General features: G+C 57.9%; 15 protein-coding genes. 6 read left to right on the top strand and 9 right to left on the bottom strand.

Annotation, left to right across the window (positions count from 1 at the left end):
- Positions 1-68 precede the first annotated feature (68 nt).
- Positions 69-1,097 carry a UDP-glucose 4-epimerase GalE gene (gene galE, locus BLR20_RS04520; RefSeq protein WP_032614041.1) on the bottom strand — a complete coding sequence of 343 codons (1,029 nt, stop codon included), beginning with the start codon at positions 1,095-1,097 and terminating at the stop codon, positions 69-71.
- Positions 1,098-1,528: 431 nt separating this feature from the next.
- On the opposite strand from galE, the gene BLR20_RS04515 reads away from it, so the two are divergent.
- The 6 genes from BLR20_RS04515 to BLR20_RS04490 all read left to right on the top strand — a co-directional run bounded on the left by BLR20_RS04515 (position 1,529) and on the right by BLR20_RS04490 (position 9,976).
- Positions 1,529-2,713 (top strand): glycosyltransferase family 1 protein, encoded by a 1,185-nt coding sequence (locus BLR20_RS04515; protein WP_054994145.1) that lies wholly within the window; start codon positions 1,529-1,531, stop codon positions 2,711-2,713.
- Positions 2,701-3,882 (top strand): UDP-galactopyranose mutase, encoded by a 1,182-nt coding sequence (gene glf, locus BLR20_RS04510; protein WP_054994144.1) that lies wholly within the window; start codon positions 2,701-2,703, stop codon positions 3,880-3,882. The genes BLR20_RS04515 and glf overlap by 13 nt, the downstream gene beginning before the upstream one ends.
- 2 nt (positions 3,883-3,884) lie before the next feature.
- Positions 3,885-5,027, top strand: coding sequence for a glycoside hydrolase family 1 protein (locus tag BLR20_RS04505; protein ID WP_054994143.1), 1,143 nt, complete (start codon positions 3,885-3,887; stop codon positions 5,025-5,027).
- A gap of 144 nt (positions 5,028-5,171) precedes the next feature.
- Positions 5,172-6,776 (top strand): hybrid sensor histidine kinase/response regulator, encoded by a 1,605-nt coding sequence (locus tag BLR20_RS04500; protein WP_054994142.1) that lies wholly within the window; start codon positions 5,172-5,174, stop codon positions 6,774-6,776.
- Between the two features lie 461 nt (positions 6,777-7,237).
- Positions 7,238-8,257 carry a hypothetical protein gene (locus BLR20_RS04495; protein WP_054994141.1) on the top strand — a complete coding sequence of 340 codons (1,020 nt, stop codon included), beginning with the start codon at positions 7,238-7,240 and terminating at the stop codon, positions 8,255-8,257.
- A 237-nt stretch (positions 8,258-8,494) separates the two neighbouring features.
- On the top strand, positions 8,495-9,976 hold the full coding sequence (locus BLR20_RS04490) for an ArnT family glycosyltransferase (RefSeq protein WP_032614091.1): 1,482 nt from the start codon (positions 8,495-8,497) through the stop codon (positions 9,974-9,976).
- A 33-nt stretch (positions 9,977-10,009) separates the two neighbouring features.
- On the opposite strand, the gene BLR20_RS04485 is transcribed toward BLR20_RS04490, so the two are convergent.
- Genes BLR20_RS04485 through arnB form a run of 8 tightly spaced genes read right to left on the bottom strand, consistent with a single transcriptional unit; the run spans position 10,010 to position 18,833 of the window.
- A complete protein-coding gene (locus tag BLR20_RS04485) occupies positions 10,010-11,404 on the bottom strand; it encodes a UDP-glucose dehydrogenase family protein (RefSeq protein WP_054994140.1) in 1,395 nt (464 codons plus the stop codon).
- On the bottom strand, positions 11,382-11,786 hold the full coding sequence (arnF, locus tag BLR20_RS04480) for a 4-amino-4-deoxy-L-arabinose-phosphoundecaprenol flippase subunit ArnF (RefSeq protein WP_054994139.1): 405 nt from the start codon (positions 11,784-11,786) through the stop codon (positions 11,382-11,384). The genes BLR20_RS04485 and arnF overlap by 23 nt, the downstream gene beginning before the upstream one ends.
- Positions 11,787-11,812: 26 nt before the next feature.
- Positions 11,813-12,157, bottom strand: a complete 345-nt coding sequence (gene arnE, locus BLR20_RS04475; RefSeq protein ID WP_054994138.1) for a 4-amino-4-deoxy-L-arabinose-phosphoundecaprenol flippase subunit ArnE — start codon at positions 12,155-12,157, stop codon at positions 11,813-11,815.
- Complete coding sequence (gene arnT / locus BLR20_RS04470; protein ID WP_054994137.1) at positions 12,154-13,803, bottom strand: lipid IV(A) 4-amino-4-deoxy-L-arabinosyltransferase; 1,650 nt, start codon at positions 13,801-13,803, stop codon at positions 12,154-12,156. Before arnT ends, arnE begins: the two co-directional genes overlap by 4 nt.
- The gene (gene arnD / locus BLR20_RS04465) at positions 13,803-14,684 is read right to left on the bottom strand and encodes a 4-deoxy-4-formamido-L-arabinose-phosphoundecaprenol deformylase (RefSeq protein WP_054994212.1); all 882 of its coding nucleotides are present in this window, start codon (positions 14,682-14,684) and stop codon (positions 13,803-13,805) included. The genes arnT and arnD overlap by 1 nt, the downstream gene beginning before the upstream one ends.
- The gene (gene arnA / locus BLR20_RS04460; RefSeq protein WP_054994136.1) at positions 14,684-16,678 is read right to left on the bottom strand and encodes a bifunctional UDP-4-amino-4-deoxy-L-arabinose formyltransferase/UDP-glucuronic acid oxidase ArnA; all 1,995 of its coding nucleotides are present in this window, start codon (positions 16,676-16,678) and stop codon (positions 14,684-14,686) included. The genes arnD and arnA overlap by 1 nt, the downstream gene beginning before the upstream one ends.
- On the bottom strand, positions 16,675-17,688 hold the full coding sequence (arnC, locus tag BLR20_RS04455; protein ID WP_010436218.1) for an undecaprenyl-phosphate 4-deoxy-4-formamido-L-arabinose transferase: 1,014 nt from the start codon (positions 17,686-17,688) through the stop codon (positions 16,675-16,677). Before arnC ends, arnA begins: the two co-directional genes overlap by 4 nt.
- A complete protein-coding gene (arnB, locus tag BLR20_RS04450) occupies positions 17,685-18,833 on the bottom strand; it encodes a UDP-4-amino-4-deoxy-L-arabinose aminotransferase (RefSeq protein ID WP_054994135.1) in 1,149 nt (382 codons plus the stop codon). The genes arnC and arnB overlap by 4 nt, the downstream gene beginning before the upstream one ends.
- Positions 18,834-19,458 lie beyond the last annotated feature (625 nt).

Raw genomic sequence — 19,458 nt, 5'->3', positions numbered from 1 at the left:
CGCTTGCTGACGTGCCGTCACGATAGCGTGGGGACCGTTGGCACGTCTGGCAGGCGTCTGGATGACATTCAAATGACCAGCGCTGTCGGCATATAGCCCTGCGGATTCATGCACTGCCAGCGCCAGGCGTCGGTGAGCATCGAATCAAGGTTGAACCTGGCTCGCCAATCCAGCTCACGCGATGCCTTTCCCGGATCGGACCAGCATGCTGCAATGTCTCCTGGCCGGCGTGGCTCAAAGATCAACGGCACAGCTTTGCCGGAGATACGTTCGAAAGCCTGCACCACCTCGAGCACTGAATAACCCTGTCCTGTCCCCAGATTCCAGATGGATACGCCACGTTCGTCATGAATTCTGTCCAGCGCCTTCAAGTGTCCCTCGGCCAGATCCATCACATGAAGGTAATCACGCACACCTGTTCCGTCCGGCGTGGGGTAGTCACTGCCGAAAATGTGCAGGGCAGGGCGTAGTCGATTGGCAACCTGCAGCAGGAAGGGCAGCAGGTTGTTCGGCGTGTTGCAGGGCGACTCGCCCAGTAGGCCGGACGGATGCGCGCCAATGGGGTTGAAGTAGCGCAGCAGCCCGATGGACCAGCGTGGATCCGAGCGGGCGACGCTTTGCATCACATGCTCGGCCATCAGTTTGGAGTGCCCGTAAGGATTGGTCGGTAAACCCGTTGGGCTGTTCTCATCCAGCGGCATCCGCTCACACTCGCCGTAAACCGTCGCGGATGAGCTGAATAACAGGTCGAATACACCTGCTTCTGCCATTGCCTGACACAAGTTGACGCTGCCGCTCACGTTGGTCTCGAAATAGCGCAGCGGCTCTCGAACGCTTTCGCCCACCGCCTTGAGTCCGGCGCAATGCACCACCGCCTTGACAGGGTGCCGAGCGAACAAGCGGTGCAACGTCGCCTTGCTGCGCACGTCGCCGTGAATGAACGCAACCTGTCGCCCGCAGAGTTCCTCTACCCGTCTTAACGGCTCTCGCGAACTGTTGCACAAATTATCAAGCACTACGACGTCGCGGCCATCTTCGAGCAATTCGAGCGCGATGTGAGCGCCAATGTATCCCGCACCACCGGTAACCAGAATCATGATTGTCCTCCCTGGATTTTCGCCGCTTCGACAAGAAGCGAGCTGACGGCTCGGCGTCGTGACCTTTATCAACAGGACGACAGAGGAGCCTTGCTTGCGAAAATCAGGACCAGACCACCGCGTGGGGAAAACGTACTGCAGGTACAAAAAAACATTCGCTCAAGACTAGGGGCGCATTCTCTGCGACGAGTTCAATGCTTCATTCCCGACGGCGCATACCCTTTATCGGAATCAATGAACACAGGTGCGCCGGCGTGCTCGAAATTCATGAGCGTCTGCGGGGGCGTTCAATGCGTGTTGTTTCATGCCTGTGGTTGTTCCATGCAGGCGACAGCCGCCAATGTCTATCCTCATCATGAATGCCGTCGAAGTTCAGCCCTTTTTCAGAGCCCTTCAGTTTCATCCAGGACTTTTAATAGAAGGGAAACTCTATGAACGGTGTTCAAACAATTCAATCCGAGACGTCGGCCCTAACCACAGTCGAGTCTGCCGTAAGGCCTTTTCTGCTGTGCCTGTCCCACCTGCGATGGGCGTTTGTATATCAGCGTCCCCAGCACATCATGTCGCGCATGGCGCAGGATTATCAGGTGTTGTTTCTTGAGGAGCCTGTTCTGTCGGACTCCCCTGATATCCGGCTTGAACAGCTGCCGCAAGCGTGCGGTGTTACCGTACTGGTGCCGCACCTGCCCTGGAAAATGCAGCCAGATGAGGTGATCACTGCGCAGCGGACGTTGCTGGATGGTTTTATGGGGGCGCAACAATTTGGGGAACTGCTGCTGTGGTATTTCACCCCGATGAGTCTGGCGTTTACCGATCACCTCAGCGCGCAGGTGACGATCTTCGATTGCATGGACGAATTGTCTGCGTTCAAAGGTGCTCCGCCAGAGCTTATCGAACAGGAAAAAGCGTTGATGAAGCGCGCAGATGTTGTGTTTACTGGCGGCTTCAGCCTATGGGAGACCAAGCGTCTGCAGCATGCAAACGCGCACGCCATGCCCAGCAGTGTCGATGTCGGGCATTTTGCAGCCGCTCGCAGCGTACAGCCGGACCCTGAGGATCAACAGTACATTCCCTATCCGAGACTTGGCTTTTTCGGCGTCATTGACGAACGTTTTGATATCGGGCTGATTCAACAGCTGGCCGAGTTGCAGCCGCACTGGCAAATCGTGTTGATCGGCCCCGTGGTGAAGATTGATCCGGCAAGCCTGCCGCATTTGGCCAACGTCCATTATCTAGGCAGCAAGTCCTATGAGGACTTGCCAGCTTATCTGTCTGGCTGGGACGTTGCGTTGATGCCATTTGCGCTGAACGACTCCACACGCTTTATCAGCCCGACCAAGACGCCGGAATACCTGGCCGGTGGCTGCCCGGTGGTATCAACCAGAATTGCCGATGTTGTCAGAACGTATGGCGAGTCGGGTGTTGTCGCCATTGCCGATGATGCCGACGCGTTTGCACGCGCGATTCAAGAGGCACTGGCGTACAAAGGTAGTACCGATTTCCTTCGCAAGGTTGACGCATTGCTGGCCGGCGAGTCCTGGGACAAGACGTGCGCGGCCATGAAGGCGCAAATCCGACTGGTGGCCATCGGGGAGCACAGCGAATGCCTCGGATAAATCTTGAATCAGCCGCGCGTGAAAAGACGCCCTATGACTTTCTGATCGTCGGTGCAGGTTTTGCAGGCAGTGTGTTGGCGGAACGGCTGGCGGCGGGATCAAGTAAGCGCGTTTTGCTGATCGACCGACGTCCACATATCGCGGGTAACGCTTACGATCACCTGGACAGCGCCGGGGTGTTGGTTCATCAATACGGGCCACATATCTTCCACACCAACGCTCAGCGGATTGTGGAATACCTTTCACGATTTACCGAATGGCGCGATTACGAACACCGTGTGCTTGCCAGCGTAGACGACCAACTGCTGCCTGTTCCGATCAACCTCGACACGCTCAACAGCCTGTACGGCTTGCAGATGAATGAACGAGAAGCCGAGACGTTTCTTGCCAGCCGTGCCGAGCCCGTCGAGACGATAAGAACCTCCGAAGACGTTGTAATCAATCAGATTGGTCGGGAGCTGTACGAGAAGTTTTTCCGAGGCTACACCCGCAAGCAATGGGGGCTGGACCCCTCGCAACTGGACCGTTCGGTCACCGCTCGAGTGCCTACCCGCACCAACTCGGACAGTCGTTACTTCACGGATACTTTTCAGAAAATGCCGCTGCATGGCTACACGCACATGTTTGAACGGATACTCGACCACCCGCTGATTGATATCGTTCTGGGGGTCGATTTTGCCGATGTTCGCAAGGCGGTGAAGTATTCGCATGTGATCTATTGCGGGCCGATCGACGAATACTTCGGTTATTGCTACGGCCGTCTTCCGTATCGGTCGCTGCGTTTCGAGCACAAGACCGTTGACCAAGCGCAGTTTCAATCGGTGGCGGTGATCAACTACCCGGATGAGGCGGTCCCCCATACGCGTATTACCGAATACAAGCACCTTACCGGTCAACTGCACGCCAGAACCAGTCTCAGCTATGAGTTTCCAAGTGCCGAGGGCGACCCTTATTACCCCATTCCCCGACCCGAAAATGCCGAGCTGTACAAGCGTTACAAAGCATTGGCCGATCAGTCGGATGAGGTCACGTTCCTTGGGCGGCTTGGCACTTACAAGTATTACAACATGGACCAGGTCGTGGGTCAGGCATTGGCGTTGTACCAGCGGCTGGCTGGCGAGTTTCCTGAGCAGCTTCCGGAACCGATCGAACAGCCTGCGCGAGGTTGAGCATGGGCGGTCTGTTCGACAGTTTTTTCATCGGCGGATTCGAGTGTGCCAGCCACCGACGAGGTGACGGTGTGCGACTTGACCTGCTTCACTCTACCGGGCACGACCGCTGGACGCAGGAAGATTTTGCCGCAGTGGCTGAGTGCGGAATGCGTACGGTACGCGACGGTTTACGCTGGCATCTGATTGAAGCTCGTCCAGACTGTTACGACTGGAGCAGTTTTCTGCCCATGCTGCGAGCCGCGCGGCATCAGGGCACCCAGGTGATCTGGGACTTGTGCCATTACGGTTACCCTGATCATCTGGATGTCTGGCGGCCGCAGTTTGTCGAACGCTTTGCGCGTTTTGCCGCTGCGGTGGCTCAGGTCGTAAAAGACGAAGGGGAGACCGCCCCTTTCTATTCACCGATCAATGAGATTTCGTTCTGGAGTTGGGCCGGAGGCGATGTCGCTTATTTCAACCCCGGTAGCCAGCAGCGCGGCATGGAGCTCAAGCATCAACTGGTACGGGCCAGTATCGCGGCAATAGACGCGATACGCACTGTAGAGCCCAACGCGCGTTTTATTCAGGCCGAGCCATTGATTCATGTGGTATCGGCCACGCGAAGCAGCAGAGATATCGCGGCAGCAGAGCGTTACCGGCTGGCGCAGTTCGAAGCCTGGGATCTTTTATCCGGACGGCAATGGCCTGGTTTGGGCGGCCGCCCGGAGTATCTGGATATACTGGGCGTCAACTTTTATCCGCATAATCAATGGCAGCTCAATGGCCATAAACTTAAGCACGACGATCCGCAGTACAGGCCTTTTCAAGGCATGTTGGGCGAGCTGCACGGGCGATACGCCAGACCCCTATTGATTTCTGAAACCGGCGCTGAAGACGTTCAGCGTCTGCCCTGGTTCAATTACGTTTGTCTCGAGGTCAGCAAGGCCGTGAGGGCAGGCGTACCTGTGCAAGGCATCTGCTGGTATCCCGTTCTCGATTATCCGGGCTGGGATGACGCCCGCTACTGTCCGGTGGGGCTGCTGGGTTATGCGGACGGGCAGGGCACGCGGGCGATCTTTCACCCTTTGCAAATGGCGTTGCGCGAAAGCACGCTTGCATTTGCGGCTCTCATTCGAGAAAAGAATGGAAAATTTGCCGTTTGAGTAAGCGCTTCGGGAGTGCGCGACCCTTCAAATGAATATAATTCGATTTTTGTCAGATACTTTAGAACCCTTTTGAGGCTTCGCCAGTCCTAGCCATTAGACAGCATGCGCAATAGCCCAATAAACAGTCGTGGAGTTTCTGGAGTGTCGGAAAATAAAGCCCGGGTCGACAATGCGGCGACGGGAGATATCAAGCATCAGGGAAAGGATATCTTTTTCGCAGCGGTAGAAACGACTCGGATGCCGATGGTCGTGACGGACCCCAATCGCCCGGACAATCCCATCATTTTTGCCAACCGGGCATTTCTGGAAATGACCGGCTATTCGTCCGAGGAAATCATCGGTATCAACTGCCGGTTTCTTCAAGGGCCGGACACTGACCGGGCGGCGGTGCAGTCGATTCGCGATGCAATCGAAGAGCGCGTCGATATCTCCACTGAAATTCTCAACTACCGCAAGGACGGTTCCTCGTTCTGGAATGCCCTGTTTATTTCTCCGGTCTATAACGACGCGGGCGAGCTTATTTATTTCTTTGCCTCCCAACTGGACATCAGTCGCCGTCGAGATGCTGAAGAGGCATTGCGTCAGGCACAGAAGATGGAGGCTCTGGGGCAGCTTACCGGTGGCATCGCGCACGACTTCAACAACCTGTTGCAAGTGATGGGCGGTTATATCGATCTGATCGGCAGTGCGGCAGAAAAGCCCACCATCGACGTGCAGCGTGTCCAGCGCAGTGTTCATCACGCCAAGTCTGCCGTCGAGCGCGCCAGCACATTGACCAAGCAACTGCTGGCGTTTGCCCGCAAACAGAAACTGCAGGGGCGAGTACTCAACCTCAATGGTCTGGTTTCCACGACAGAGCCGTTGATCGAGCGTACGTTCGGCCCGGAAGTGATGATCGAAACCGATCTGGATCCGGCACTGAAGAACTGCCGTATTGATCCGACCCAGGCAGAAGTTGCCTTGCTGAACATTTTCATCAACGCGCGCGATGCGCTGATTGGCCGGCTCAACCCCAAGATATTCATCGAAACCCGCAATCTGGTCGTCGATGAGCTGGCCAATATGTCCTATGACGGTCTGTTGCCAGGGCGTTATGTTTCCATTGCAGTGACGGACAACGGCATTGGCATGCCTGCGAGTATCCGTGATCGGGTAATGGACCCGTTTTTTACCACCAAGGAAGAAGGCAAGGGTTCCGGGCTCGGTCTTTCGATGGTCTATGGCTTTGCCAAACAGTCGGGTGGCGCGGCGCGTATTTATACCGAAGAAGGTGTCGGCACCACGCTGCGCATGTATTTCCCGGTAGACGAGGCTGTGCTGAGCAAAAACGATCCGCCCAAAGCCTCGGAAAGGCGCATTGGCAGTGCCGAGCGGATTCTGATTGTGGAAGACCGCCCTGACGTGGCCGAGCTGGCCAAGATGGTGCTGGATGATTACGGCTATGTATCGGAAATCGTTCTCAATGCCCGAGAGGCACTTAAGCGCTTCGAGGCCGGCAGTACGTATGACTTGCTGTTCACTGACCTGATCATGCCGGGCGGCATGAACGGGGTGATGCTCGCGCGGGAAGTGAGGCGCAGGTACCCGAAGGTCAAGGTGCTGCTGACCACTGGCTACGCTGAAAGCTCGATCGAGCGAACCGACATTGGCGGTTCCGAGTTTGAGGTGGTGTCCAAGCCTTGCATGCCGCAGGACCTCGCCAGGAAGGTCAGGCAGGTACTCGACGGGCCAAACGGTATCGCTTGACGGCACTGGCAATGAACACATGAAGGCCTGACTGTTTCAGTCGGGCCTTCATGCTGTCTGGCGCACAGTGTATGGCGCTGTCTTCAGGCTCACACCCGGGTGACTGCAGACTTTTATTATGATTCCTCCGTACACCCTATACGGTTGCGTATATCCAGTGAGTAGGGGAATTCAAAAAAGACAGCAGCCGGTTAATTCCCGTCTGTTATTAACGGACATCAGACAACTCCCAATAGTTAGAGCAAACAGCCTAATAAAACGGCGGGTTTGTAAATTGCTTGGAGTATTGGGCAAAGGTTACGTTCCATTGATGTGCGTCACTATCGATACAGTTCTATTGTGCTTTTTCCAGGCTGAAAAAAGTCTATAAAAATTTTAAACTTCTTGAGTGTTGTCCGGGTCATTGATTTGTACGCCACACATGTGTGCGTTTACTGCCAATGACTCAAAGGACTATGACTATGATTCGCGACGACCGTATCGCCCCAGGTGCCCCTGTGTACCACGAAACTCATGCAGCGGGTCCGCTGCTTAAACGAATCTCCTGGAGTGCGATTCTGGCCGGTGTTGTTCTGGCCATGGTTGTTTCGCTGTTGTTGAACCTGTTGGGTACGGCAATCGGAAGTGCCAGTATCGATCCGATGCAGGAAGCCAATCCATTGTCCGGCATTGGTACGGGCGCAGGTATCTGGGTCGTTGTCAGCTCGGTAATCTCGCTGTTCGTCGGTGGCTGGGCCGCTGGACGTCTGGCGCAGCGCGAAGGTGCGTTTCACGGCCTGCTGGTATGGGCAAGCGTCTCGCTGATCACTGTTTATCTGGTCTCCAGCGCAGTGACCGGCGTCGTGCGCGGCGGCCTTAACCTGGCGGGCAGCGGCATGTCGGCACTGGGCAGCGGTATCGCTCAGGTGGCTCCGGCCGTTGGCGGCAAGATTCAGGATCAATTGCGCGCTCAGGGCATTGATTTCAATCTGGACGACATCCAGGGCGAGATCGAAACAGCCATGCGTCAGACCGGCAAGCCCGAGCTGAACCCGGACAATGTCAAGCAGGAAGCCCAGGCGACTCAGCAGGACGCGCAGAACACTGCCAAGCAGAGCGCACAGAATCCTCAGCAAGCCGACGAGCAATTGAGCGGCCTGATGGATCGCATCAAAGCCAAAGGCGACCAGGCATGGGATGCCGCTGACCGTCAGGCGCTGGTCAACCTGATCAAGGCGCGTGGCAACAAGACTGATGCCGAAGCCAACCAGATCGTCGATCAGGCCCAGGCCAGCTACAGTCAGGCTTATGCCAAGTATCAGGAACTGAAAGCTCAGGCTGAACAGAAAGCCCGTGAAGCGGCTGAAGTGACCGCCAAGCGTGTTTCCCAAGGTGCATGGATTCTGCTGATCACTCTGGTGATCTCGGGTCTGGTCGCTGCGGGGGCAGGTGTACTGGGTCGTCGTACTCAGCCGCCAGCCAAGGTTGTTGCTGCGGTCTGATTCACTGCAAAAAAGCGTGAACTGATGTATCGAACGGGGGGCGATTATCGCTCCCCGTTTTTTTTGTTTTCATATACCCGTGATGAAGTCTGAACAGTGCCTGAACTGTTCAACATGACGGCAGGAATTTCACCCTGAAGGTTTCATGGGGTAACGCATTTTCAACAATAAGCGCCTTATACTTTACCGGTTCGTTTACCTGCCTTTCCCTTCCACGTCGCTGCGGTAATTCCCTTGATAACTTCTCGCGTGCTGGCGCCATTGCTTTTGCTGTTGGGCGCGTTGCTGTTTTTTCTCGCGCTGGGCAATCACCAATTACAAAACTCGACAGAACCCCGCGTGGCGGGCATTGCCATGGAAATGCACCTGAGTGGTAATTGGGTGACTCCGAAACTGAACAATCAACCCTTCCTGGAAAAGCCGCCGTTGAGTGTCTGGCTCGACGCTGCGTCTATCGGGATATTCGGTGCGACTCCCTGGGCGGTCAGGCTTGCGTCCGCCTTCGCGGGACTCTTCAGCGTGTTGCTGCTTTACAGTATGCTGCGTCGTCTCGGGCGACCTGCATCTGTAGCGTGGGTGGCTGCATTCATGCTCGCGACCCAGGCCAGCTTCTGGAGCAATTCGCGGCAGGTGGGTGAGGATGCGTTGCTGGCGCTGGGCGTGAGCATGGCGTTGCTGGGGTTCTTTCAGGCCAGTGAGCGTTTGCGCCGCGACGGATCTTGCGCAGGGTTCTGGTTGCTGTTCGTATCGGGCATCGCAGTGTCGACCCTGAGCAAAGGGGTACTGGGGCTGGCCATGCCTGGCGTAGTGATTTTCGCGTGGCTTGTCTGTGAGTCAGTGCAGCGCAGACGCGTGGTCATTGCCGACTGGCTGCGTCCGGCGATATTCACTGTTGTGGCGCTGATACCGCTGTTTGTCTGGCTTTATCTGCTGTACGGGCAGGGCGGTACGCAGTCGTTGAAGGACGTGCTCTGGACCAATAGCGTCGGACGTTTCAGTGGCTCGTTCGAAGAGGCGGGGCATTACGAGCCTTTCCATTACTACCTGACGAAATTGCCCGAGGCGTTTTTGCCATGGAATGTGCTCGTCTACCTAGGGCTGTGGCATTTCCGCAAACAGCTGCTGGCCAATCGTTATCTGCTGTTTTTCAGCTTGTGGCTGATCACGCAGTTCCTGCTGTTGTCGCTGGCCTCGAGTAAACGCATGGTTTATCTGATGTCACTGGCCCCGGCGGCGGCAGTTATTGCGGCGGAGTACGCCTTTGTGCTGGGTGAGCAAATCAAGGCCCGCTCGCAAGGCTCTTCTTCTGCGGCGTTCATGGTACGGAACGCAAAGGTGATGACTGTTGCCGGTGCCGTCGTGATCGTGACTGGGTATCTCGGCGCAGCCCTCTGGCTGGCACCGCGGGCAGACCGGCAGTTGTCGTTTCTGCCGCTGACTGACAAGGTCCACGCTCTGCAGGTCCAGGGACGGCATGTCGCCTTGTTTCAGCCCAGTGAACGGCTGGCAGGGGCCTGTGTGTTCTACAGTCAGAGCCTGCTGGACACGTTTACATCCAGCGCTGAACTGAGCACCTTTCTGACCCGTGCCGACGGCAATGTGGCGCTGATGGAAAGTCTCCAGCCCCCCGAACTACCCTTGCGAGTGGTCGACAGCGTCAAGGTCGGCGAGCGTATCTATTATTTCGTCAGTCAGGCTCCGGTGGCTGTCGGCAACTGACGTCCACCGCTTATGCCAACCGGTACAGCGCCGTTATACAACCTGGCTGCTGACCAGCGGGTTACAGGCCGTCCACTGTTTTTGCGGGATCGGCAGGTCGCACGATTCGCCACGCCCGATGGGGAAGTAGTGAAAACCGCGTTTTGCCAGTCGCTCGGTGTCGTACAGATTGCGTCCGTCGAAGATGACCGGCGCGTTAAGCCGCTGCTGGATCAACTCGAAATCCGGAGCTTTGAACTGTTGCCACTCGGTGCAGATGATCAATGCATCGGCCTCGTTGAGCGCGGACTCCGGCGTGCCCATGAGCATCAGATCCTTGCGATGGCCATAAATGCGCTGGGTTTCCTGCATGGCCTCGGGGTCGAACGCGCGCACGCTGGCTTCCGCGTCCCATAACGCTTCCATGAGTACGCGGCTCGGGGCATCGCGCATGTCGTCGGTGTTGGGTTTGAACGCCAGCCCCCACAGGGCAAAGGTCTTGCCGCGCAGGTCGCCCTGGTAGAACGCGTTTACCCGCTCGAACAATTTGTTCTTCTGCCGTTCGTTGATGGCCTCGACCACCGACAACAGATCGTTGGAGCAGTTGGCCTCCCGGGCGCTGTGTATCAACGCGCGTATGTCCTTGCCAAAGCACGAGCCGCCGTAACCGCAACCGGGGTAGATGAAGTCATAACCGATGCGTGAGTCGGCGCCGATGCCCAGCCGCACCGACTCGACATCTGCGCCCAGATGCTCGGCCAGTTCGGCGATCTGGTTGATGAAGCTGATCTTGGTTGCCAGCATGCAGTTGGCGGCGTACTTGGTCAGCTCGGCGCTGCGCAGGTCCATGAACATGATCCGTTCGTGATTGCGGTTGAACGGCGCATACAGCTCGCGCATGACGTTGCGCACCGCTTCATTTTCACTGCCGATAACGATACGGTCCGGGCGCCGGCAGTCTTTGACCGCCGAGCCTTCCTTGAGAAACTCCGGATTGGAGACGATATCGAACTGCAACAGCCGGCCCGCCTGACGCAGTGCCTTGTCGATATGGCTGCGCAAGGCGTCGCCACTGCCGACCGGCACGGTGGATTTCTCGACGATGATCAGCGGTTCGCGTCGGTGCCGGGCGATGGCTTCGCCCACCGCGAAAAAGCCGCTCAGGTCGGCCGAACCATCGGCACGGGAGGGCGTGCCGACCGCGATGAACAGGACCTCGGCATGTTCCACTGCCATCTGTTCGTCGGTGGTGAAACACAGACGCCTCTGGTCCAGATTTTCACGCACCAGATTGGCCAGTCCTGGCTCGTAGATATGCACCTGGCCCTGACACAACTGATCGATCTTGGCCTGGTCAATGTCCATGCAGACCACATCGTGGCCGACTTCGGCGAGCACGGTCGCTTGTACCAGGCCAACATATCCGCTACCGAAAACGCTGATTTTCATGGGAAAGATCCTGAGGTGATGGGCCGGAAATGCGCCGGAGGTTGATGGTCAAGACACCTGCCACGATCAGGGTGACACCCACAGTTTTCGATACCGTGAATGTCTCGTGGAAAAATGGCAGCGCTGCAGCGAGCGTATAAACCAGGGCGTAGCTGATACTGAGCAGCGAATAGGCACGGCTCAGGGGCAAAACCCGAAGGGCCAGCAGCCAGAAAAGCACGGAGAGCGCATAAGCGGTGATCGAGACGCAAACGACTATTAACGCACTGAGATCAAGCTGCGCATGATCCGGCAGGTGCAGCCATTGAACGGGCGAGGGCAGGCGGCTCATGCTCCAGCGCATGCCCAGTTGCGCCGCGCTGACCAGCGCCACACTGGCCATGGCGCAAAGGGTTGCCCGGCAGCGGGTCACGCCTGGTGCCCCAACTGAACGACACCGATAAGGATCAGCGCAATGCCCAGCCAGTGCTGTGCGTCAACCGGTTCGTTGAACACATAGCGACCTGCCAGCGTGATCAGCACGACGTTAACACCCAGCATTGGATAGGCGATGCCGACGTCCAGGCGTTGCAACACCAGCAGCCATACCAGCAGGCCGGACCCCAGGCAGGCCACCGCCAGCCACAGCCATATCGAGCACAGTGCTGCAAATGCACCGGGAAATGCGCCACGCCAGTCTTGTACCGCGTACTTCTGCGCGATCTGACCCAGGCACGTCAGCAGGCATGCACACGCCAGCATCAGCCAGATCACGATGCCGACTTCTCGTAAATGAGGATCGCCAGGTTGCCTTCGTCATAGCGTTGGCCATCCTTGGGAAGACTTTCGAGCTCTTGCAGTTCTTCATCGCTCTTGCCACGCATGATGACGCCGACGCGGCCTTCACTGCGGGCGTTCTTCATCCAGGCATCAATGTCGTGTAGGCGGACTTCACGACCCTGCACATCCGGATAGCCCAGGCCGTATTCCAGCTCGCCCCAGGTGTTGAACAGCGCAACATCAGGCCGTTTCAGGCGCCACGCCAAAGCCGAGGCTGCCCCCAGATCGTTGCTCAGCAGATGCGCACAGTCCGCCAGTTCGGCCTGATGCCTGACGACGAACGGGTCGGGAGTCTTGTTGTTGACCACCTCGTTCGGCAGTGCAGCGGGCAGCAAGGCGATCAGCAGCCAGCTGCCCAGCGCCGGCATGGCCCAGAAGGTCAGCGGGCGCAAGCCTTGCAGGCCGTTGGCGAGTGTCCATCCGAGAAGCAGGATGACCGCCAGTGACAAATGCATGGGCTCGTTTTCGTACACCGGCTGCTTGAGTTGCAGGTACATCAACGCCAGAAGCACGACAAAAGTGACGGTCGCGTTCAGTATTCCGTTCGCGCGCAACGCTGTGCTGTGACCCTGATCGAGGCGTTCGACCAGCGTGTTGGCCATCAGCAGCGCCAACGGCAGCAGACACGGGAGTATGTAGGTCGGCAATTTGCCTCTGCTCAGACTCAGAAACGCCAACGGCAGCAGCAGCCACAGCAGCAGAAAGGTACTGTCAGGGCGGCTTTTTTGTTGCCATGCCTGTTTCAGGGTGACCGGCAGCAGCAGTGCCCACGGCACACAGGCCGCCACCAGCAGCGGCAGATAGAACCACCAGGGTTGGGCATGTTGCGCGTTGTCCCCGGCAAAGCGGCGAATATGCTCGTGCCAGAAGAAGTAACGCCAGTAGTCGGGCTCTTGCTGGTGGATCGCCAGCGCCCACGGCAGGCACAGGGCGATTGCAATCACTACCGCGAGCGGGCCGAATCTGAACAGTTCGGCCAGGCGTCTCTGCCACAGCATGTAGGGCAGGGCGATGACGACGGGCAGTGCCCAGGCGAGAAAGCCCTTGGTCATGAACCCCATCCCGCAGGCCACGCCGACTACCGTCCATGCCGCCAGACGTGCGCGGCCGACGCTGTGCACGGCGTACCAGAAAGCGACCAGTGTCAGGTTGGTCCAGAGGGTGAATTGCGGATCAAGATTGGCGTAACCGGCCTGGCCCGCGACGAACCCGAAGCTCATGAGCAGCAAGGCGCTGGCGAACTGCTTGCGCGGGTCGTTCCAGATCTTGCCGGCTAGCAGATAGGCCAGCAGCACGCTCAAGCCGCTAGCCAGTGCCGAAACAACGCGCACGCCGAACAGGTTCTCGCCAAAGACCTGCTGCCCGAGTGCAATCAGCCAGTAACCGGCAGCCGGTTTTTCGAAGTAACGCAGCCCCATGAAGTGCGGCGCGATCCAGTTGCCGCTGTGGAGCATTTCCTGGCTGATCTGCGCATAGCGGGTTTCATCGGGAATCCACAGACCGTGAAACCCCAGCGGCAGCAGATAAGCCAGCACGAACGCCAATAACAGCAGCGCAAGATGACTTTGCCTGACCTGCATCACTGCTGCACCCCTAGCCAGCCATCGCGGCCGGGCAGGTGGCCGCGAACGATATGCCCGGAAGGCAACCGTTCGATGGCATCCGGTAGCAGATGACCCAACGGCGCAAAGTGGATTCCTTGGGTATTGGCCCGCTTTAACAGTTGCCTGAAACCGTCGGCCATGATGATCCCTTCCACTTCGGCGTGAATGGTGTAGACATTGAGCCGTCGTGCGGAAAAGCGGCCGAGAATGTGGTCGTTGAACGCATCCGCCTGCAGGTGCGGGCCGATTACTTCATCGAAGGTCGGCAGGTCCACAGGAATCTGAGCGGTGCCGAGGCTGCCGTCGGCCAGCAACGGGCGAAACAGGCTGGCGCCACGGCAGTCACTGTTGTAACGAAAGCCAAACGCTTCTTTGGCCTGCACGACTCGCTGGTCGGCGCGCCAGCCTGCCGCTGCGGAGCAGACCACCGGATGGCCGAGAATGTCGCTCAGGCAATCGACTCCACGGTGTATCTGGGCGGTCAACTGCCTGTCGCTCCAGTGTCCGGCATTGGCTTGCCAGCCATGATGATCCCAGGCATGCAGGCCGATTTCGTGACCTGCATCTAGCGCGCGACGCATCAGCGGGCCGAGGTCGCGGCCGATCGGTTTGCCCGGCCATGCGGTGCCGGCCAGTAGAATATCCCAGCCATACAGGCTTGCTGCCCTGGAACGCAGCATCTTCCAGAAGAACGTCGGCCTTACCAGGCGCCACAGATGGCGCCCCATGTTGTCGGGGCCGACACTGAAAAAGAAGGTCGCCTTGACCTGCGCTTCGTCGAGTATGTCCAGCAGCCTTGGCACGCCCTCACGCGTGCCCCGGTAAGTGTCGACATCGATTCTCAAGCCTGCCTGCATCAGCACTGATCCGCTTTTTCAGCCATGGCTTCGCGCAGGAAGAAATCCAGGGTTTTGCCGATGGTTTCGCTCAGCTCGATACCCGGCGTCCAGCCAATCAGCTTTCTGGCGTTGTCGATGCTTGGCTTGCGGTGACTGACATCCTGATAGCCCTTGCCATAGAAGGACTGGCTTTCGACTTCACGAAAGCCGGCGAAGGGCGGGAAATGGCCGCGTAACGGATGGGCTTCGAACTGGCGAAGCAGCTCTTCACCCAATTGACGGATGCTGGCTTCATTGTCGGGGTTGCCGATGTTGATGATCTGGCCGTTACAACGCCCATCGCGGTTTTCGATGATCCGTGCCAGCGCCTCGATGCCGTCGGCGACATCGGTGAAACAGCGCTTCTGGGCGCCGCCGTCCACCAGGCGAATGGGCGTGCCTTCGACCAGGTGCAGGATCAGTTGGGTGATGGCCCGCGAACTGCCGATGCGCGCCGAATCCAGGCGGTCCAGACGCGGTCCCATCCAGTTGAATGGGCGAAACAGGGTGAATTGCAGGCCTTTCTGGCCATAGGCCCAGATGACCCGGTCCAGCAGTTGCTTGGACACCGAGTAGATCCAGCGCTGCTTGTTGATCGGGCCAACGATCAGGTTCGAGGTGTCCTCGTTGAAGTTGGCGTCCTGGCACATACCATAGACTTCGGACGTGGACGGGAAAATCACGCGCTTGTTGTACTTCACACAGTAGCGGACGATCTTCAGGTTCTCTTCGAAGTCCAGCTCGAAAACCCGCAGTGGATTGCGCGTGTATTCAATCGGCGTGGCGATGGCCACCAGCGGCAGCACAACGTCGCATTTCTTGATCTGGTATTCGATCCACTCGGTATGGATGCTGATGTCACCTTCGATGAAATGAAAGTTCGGCTTGGCACGCAGGCGCTCGATAGCGTCCGAGCCGATATCCATGCCGTAGATTTCGTAACGATCATCCTGCAACAGACGCTCTGACAGGTGATTGCCGATGAAACCGTTGACGCCGAGGATCAACACACGGGTACGACGGACCGACCGGCGCTTTGCCTTATCGAGCAGTTGCGAGCCTGCGACCAGCCCGAACTCGCGCGCCAGTTGCGCGCCACTGAGGTACAAGCCGTTGTCACCGCGCTGCCCTGCGGTGATGACCAGCGAACCCTCGCCGCAGGCAATACGCAATGGCTCGTGGCTGATGACCGTACCGGGTGCTTCTCCATTGCTGCTCGTGTCCACGCTGGCAGCCCAGACGATCAGCTTGTTGTCGCCAACCGGGCAAAACGCGCCAGGGTAGGGCTGTGTTACCGCGCGGATCAGGTTGTAGAGCTGGCTGGCCGGCAACGACCAGTCAATCAAACCGTCGGCCGGGGTGCGTCGACCGAAATACGTCGCACGGGATTCATCCTGGGGCGTACCTGGCAGTTGCCCTTGCGCTGCCAGCAGGGGCAGTGTTTCGCAAAGCAGGTCAGCGGCGGCGTCACGCAATTTGCCGTGCAGCGTCAAGGCGGTATCGGTGTCACTGATCGCAACCCGCTGCTGGGCGACTATCGGCCCGGCATCGGCGCGTTTGACCATTTGATGCAGGGTGACGCCGGTTTCGCTTTCGCCGTTGACCAGCACCCAGTTGGCCGGCGCGCGTCCGCGATAACGCGGTAGCAGCGAGCCATGCAGGTTGAGCGCAGCTTTTTTCGCGCAGGCCAGCAACGAATCGCCGAGTAGCTGGCGATAGTAGAAGGAGAAAATGAAGTCCGGGGCCAGTTTGCCGATTCGCTCCACCCACAGCGGGTGATTCGGGTCCTCGGGGGCATGCACCGCAATGCCGTGCCGGGCGCACATCTGGGCCACAGAGCCAAAAAAGGTTTTTTCCCCGGGGTCGTCGGCATGGGTGAACACTGCCGCAATCTCATAGCCTGCATCCAGCAACGCTTGCAGGCCGACACAGCCAATATCGTGATACGCGAAAACGACAGCTTTAGTGCTCATGGCGCGACCTTGTTCATATAGGGAGTTACAGAAGAATCAATGCTCTCGGTGGCACCCCGGGACGAGCTGCACACGATCTTTTCGATAAAGAAGCGCGGACGCGCACGCACATCGCTGTACATCCGGCCCAGGTACTCACCCAGCAGCCCCATGCCGATGAACTGGCCTCCGGTGAACACGAACAGCACGGCAAACAGTACGAAAGTGCCGTCCCCGGCCCATGAAGCGCCGAAGATCAGGCGCAGCACGATCAGCAGCGCCGCGAACGAGACACCGAGCAATGCCATGCTGAAACCGATAATGCTGAGCAGGCGCAGGGGCGTGGTGGTCATGCAGGTGATCAGGTCGAACATGAGGTTGATCAGGCGCATCGGGCTGTATTTGGAGTCGCCGTGCTCGCGTTCGGCGTGCTCGACCAGCACCTCGGTGGTGTGTCGCGCAAAGCTGTTCGCCAGAATCGGAATGAACGTGCTGCGCTCCCGGCAGGCGAGCATGGCGTCGACAATCGTGCGTCGGTACGCGCGCAACATGCAGCCGTAATCGTTCATGGCCACGCCGGTGGAGCGCTGCACGGCCAGGTTGATGAGTTTCGATGGCCAGCGTCGCCAGGCGGAGTCCTGACGATTGCTGCGCACTGTGCCGACCACGTCGTATCCCTGTTCAGCGAGCTTTACCAGGCGAGGGATTTCCTCGGGTGGATTCTGCAGGTCGGCATCAAGGGTAATGACCACGTCGCCCTGGCACTGCTCGAATCCGGCCATAATGGCGGCGTGCTGACCGTAGTTTCGATTCAGGATCACCGCGACGAAAGGGCTGTCGTCGCGCTCTGCAGCCCGCTGGAGAATGTCTGCCGAGTCGTCGCGGCTGCCATCGTCGACCAGCACGATTTCAAAGCGGTGGTCGAGCTGTTCGCAGGCCGCTTCAGTGCGACGCAACAACTCTGGCAGGCTTTGTCGTTCGTTGTAGACAGGGATGACGATCGACACGAACTTGATCGGATACGGTTTCAATGGCTGGATTCCACGGTCGATTCAATGGCACCGACAACCCGCTCGACATCATCGAGGGTCATGTCGGGGAACAGGGGGATGGAGCACAGCCTTGATGAATTCCATTCCGTGTCGGGCAGGCAGACGTCGGGGAAACGCTTGCGGTAATAGCTGTGCAGGTGAGTCGCGATGAAGTGGATGCCGGTGCCTATGTTTCGCGCTTGCAAGGCCTTCATGAAGGCGTCGCGATCCAGCCCGCAGCGCTCGGGATCGATGCGCAGAATGAACAGGTGCCAGGCGTGTTGCTGGGCATGGCGAGGCAGGGCGAGAGGCAGAACGGGGCTATTGGCCAGTCGTTCGAGGTAATGGCTGGCGAGTGCCTGGCGCTGCGCATTGATGGCGTCAAGGCGCTGCAACTGTACCCGCGCAATGCTCGCGTTGATGTCGGGCAGGTTGTATTTGAAGCCAGGCTCCATGACCTCGGCCTGGGGCTTGCGGCCCAGGGTCAGGCGGTCGTAGGCATCGACACCCAGGCCATGGAATTTAAGCTGACGCACCAGGTCAGCCAGCCTTGCATTGTCGGTGACCAGCATCGCGCCTTCGGCACAGGTCATGTTCTTGATTGCGTGAAACGAAAAAATCGCAGTGCCCTGCTGGCCGACCAGGCGTCCCTGGTAACCGGTGCCGGCGGCATGCGCAGCGTCTTCGATCACGGTGATGCCGTGCCGGTTGGCCAGCGCATACAGCGGGTCGAGATCGAATGCAGCGCCTGCGTAATGCACAGGAACTATGGCCTTGGTCCGCGGAGTAATGGCTTGCTCAATCAGCGCGGCGCTGGTCATCAGGGTGTCGCGGTCGACATCGACAAACACCGGAGTGGCCCCCAGCAGGCAGATCATGTTGGCCGTCGACACCCAGGTTTGCGACGGCGTAATCACTTCATCGCCAGGCCCGATACCCAGCGCCAGCAGTGCAACGTGCATTGCCCCCGTGGCCGAGGAAAGTGCAACCGCATGCTGCGCGCCGACCCGCGCGGCGAACTCCTCCTCCAGCTTCTGACATTCCGGTCCGGTGGTGATCCATCCGGAGCGCAGCACGCGCGTCACCGCAGCAATTTCTTCATCGCCAATGGACGGCCGAGAAAAAGCAAGAAAAGTTTGACTCATCTACAGAGACTCTCCGATTGACGCAGCAGGGCCGAACATAAAACAGTCACACGACGAGTGTGCAAACATGGGGTGAAAGTGAGTGCCGTGAACTTAGGCGTTCAAATATGAAAATAATGTCTGCACGCCGTTGCTTTTTTGTATCGTCTGGCAGGCTTTCGAATCATAGAGTAGGGTCAAATCCAAACGGACGACAATGCCGTTATGCGTCCATGTAGAATTATTAATCTGACGTTCAGGTTTCATCAAATGCGTCATGAGTAGACAGCTTTAGTTCAGCTTGCTCATGATAATCATGGAAAGTTAAAGCGGATGAAGCGTGTTGCAGTTGCAGGATTTTTTAATGAAGTTTTTATGACCGAAAAATAGGCTTCGCCTGTTGGTTAAGGTCCAGCCTGGCGCTGTCAGGTTACTTGTAGCCTGGTTTTATTTGCGTAGCTGCACTTCTCTCGGTTCTTTGAGGAACAGGTTGCGTGTGCGCTTAAACTTTCGCTCGGGAGGAAATGACTACGCGAGTGCTATCAAGTGATATATATAACCAAGCGATACGATCAGCAGTGGGGGCGGAAAGCAAGTTTGCCGATAAGGGCCAGCCTGGTGCAGGCCATCATCACTGTATGGGTGT

The organism is Pseudomonas congelans, assembly GCF_900103225.1.
Classification (GTDB): Bacteria; Pseudomonadota; Gammaproteobacteria; order Pseudomonadales; family Pseudomonadaceae; genus Aquipseudomonas; species Aquipseudomonas congelans.
Note: the sequence above shows the minus strand (reverse complement) of the source record. Positions and strands in the feature narration are given on the sequence as shown.

What these genes read in the sequence shown, in the direction of transcription:
- galE (WP_032614041.1), bottom strand. Translation starts at nt 1,097, where the DNA reads ATGATTCTGGTTACCGGTGGTGCGGGATACATTGGCGCTCACATCGCG.
- BLR20_RS04515 (WP_054994145.1), top strand. Translation starts at nt 1,529, where the DNA reads ATGAACGGTGTTCAAACAATTCAATCCGAGACGTCGGCCCTAACCACA.
- glf (WP_054994144.1), top strand. Translation starts at nt 2,701, where the DNA reads ATGCCTCGGATAAATCTTGAATCAGCCGCGCGTGAAAAGACGCCCTAT.
- BLR20_RS04505 (WP_054994143.1), top strand. Translation starts at nt 3,885, where the DNA reads ATGGGCGGTCTGTTCGACAGTTTTTTCATCGGCGGATTCGAGTGTGCC.
- BLR20_RS04495 (WP_054994141.1), top strand. Translation starts at nt 7,238, where the DNA reads ATGATTCGCGACGACCGTATCGCCCCAGGTGCCCCTGTGTACCACGAA.
- BLR20_RS04485 (WP_054994140.1), bottom strand. Translation starts at nt 11,404, where the DNA reads ATGAAAATCAGCGTTTTCGGTAGCGGATATGTTGGCCTGGTACAAGCG.
- arnF (WP_054994139.1), bottom strand. Translation starts at nt 11,786, where the DNA reads ATGGCCAGTGTGGCGCTGGTCAGCGCGGCGCAACTGGGCATGCGCTGG.
- arnT (WP_054994137.1), bottom strand. Translation starts at nt 13,803, where the DNA reads ATGCAGGTCAGGCAAAGTCATCTTGCGCTGCTGTTATTGGCGTTCGTG.
- arnD (WP_054994212.1), bottom strand. Translation starts at nt 14,684, where the DNA reads ATGCAGGCAGGCTTGAGAATCGATGTCGACACTTACCGGGGCACGCGT.
- arnA (WP_054994136.1), bottom strand. Translation starts at nt 16,678, where the DNA reads ATGAGCACTAAAGCTGTCGTTTTCGCGTATCACGATATTGGCTGTGTC.
- arnB (WP_054994135.1), bottom strand. Translation starts at nt 18,833, where the DNA reads ATGAGTCAAACTTTTCTTGCTTTTTCTCGGCCGTCCATTGGCGATGAA.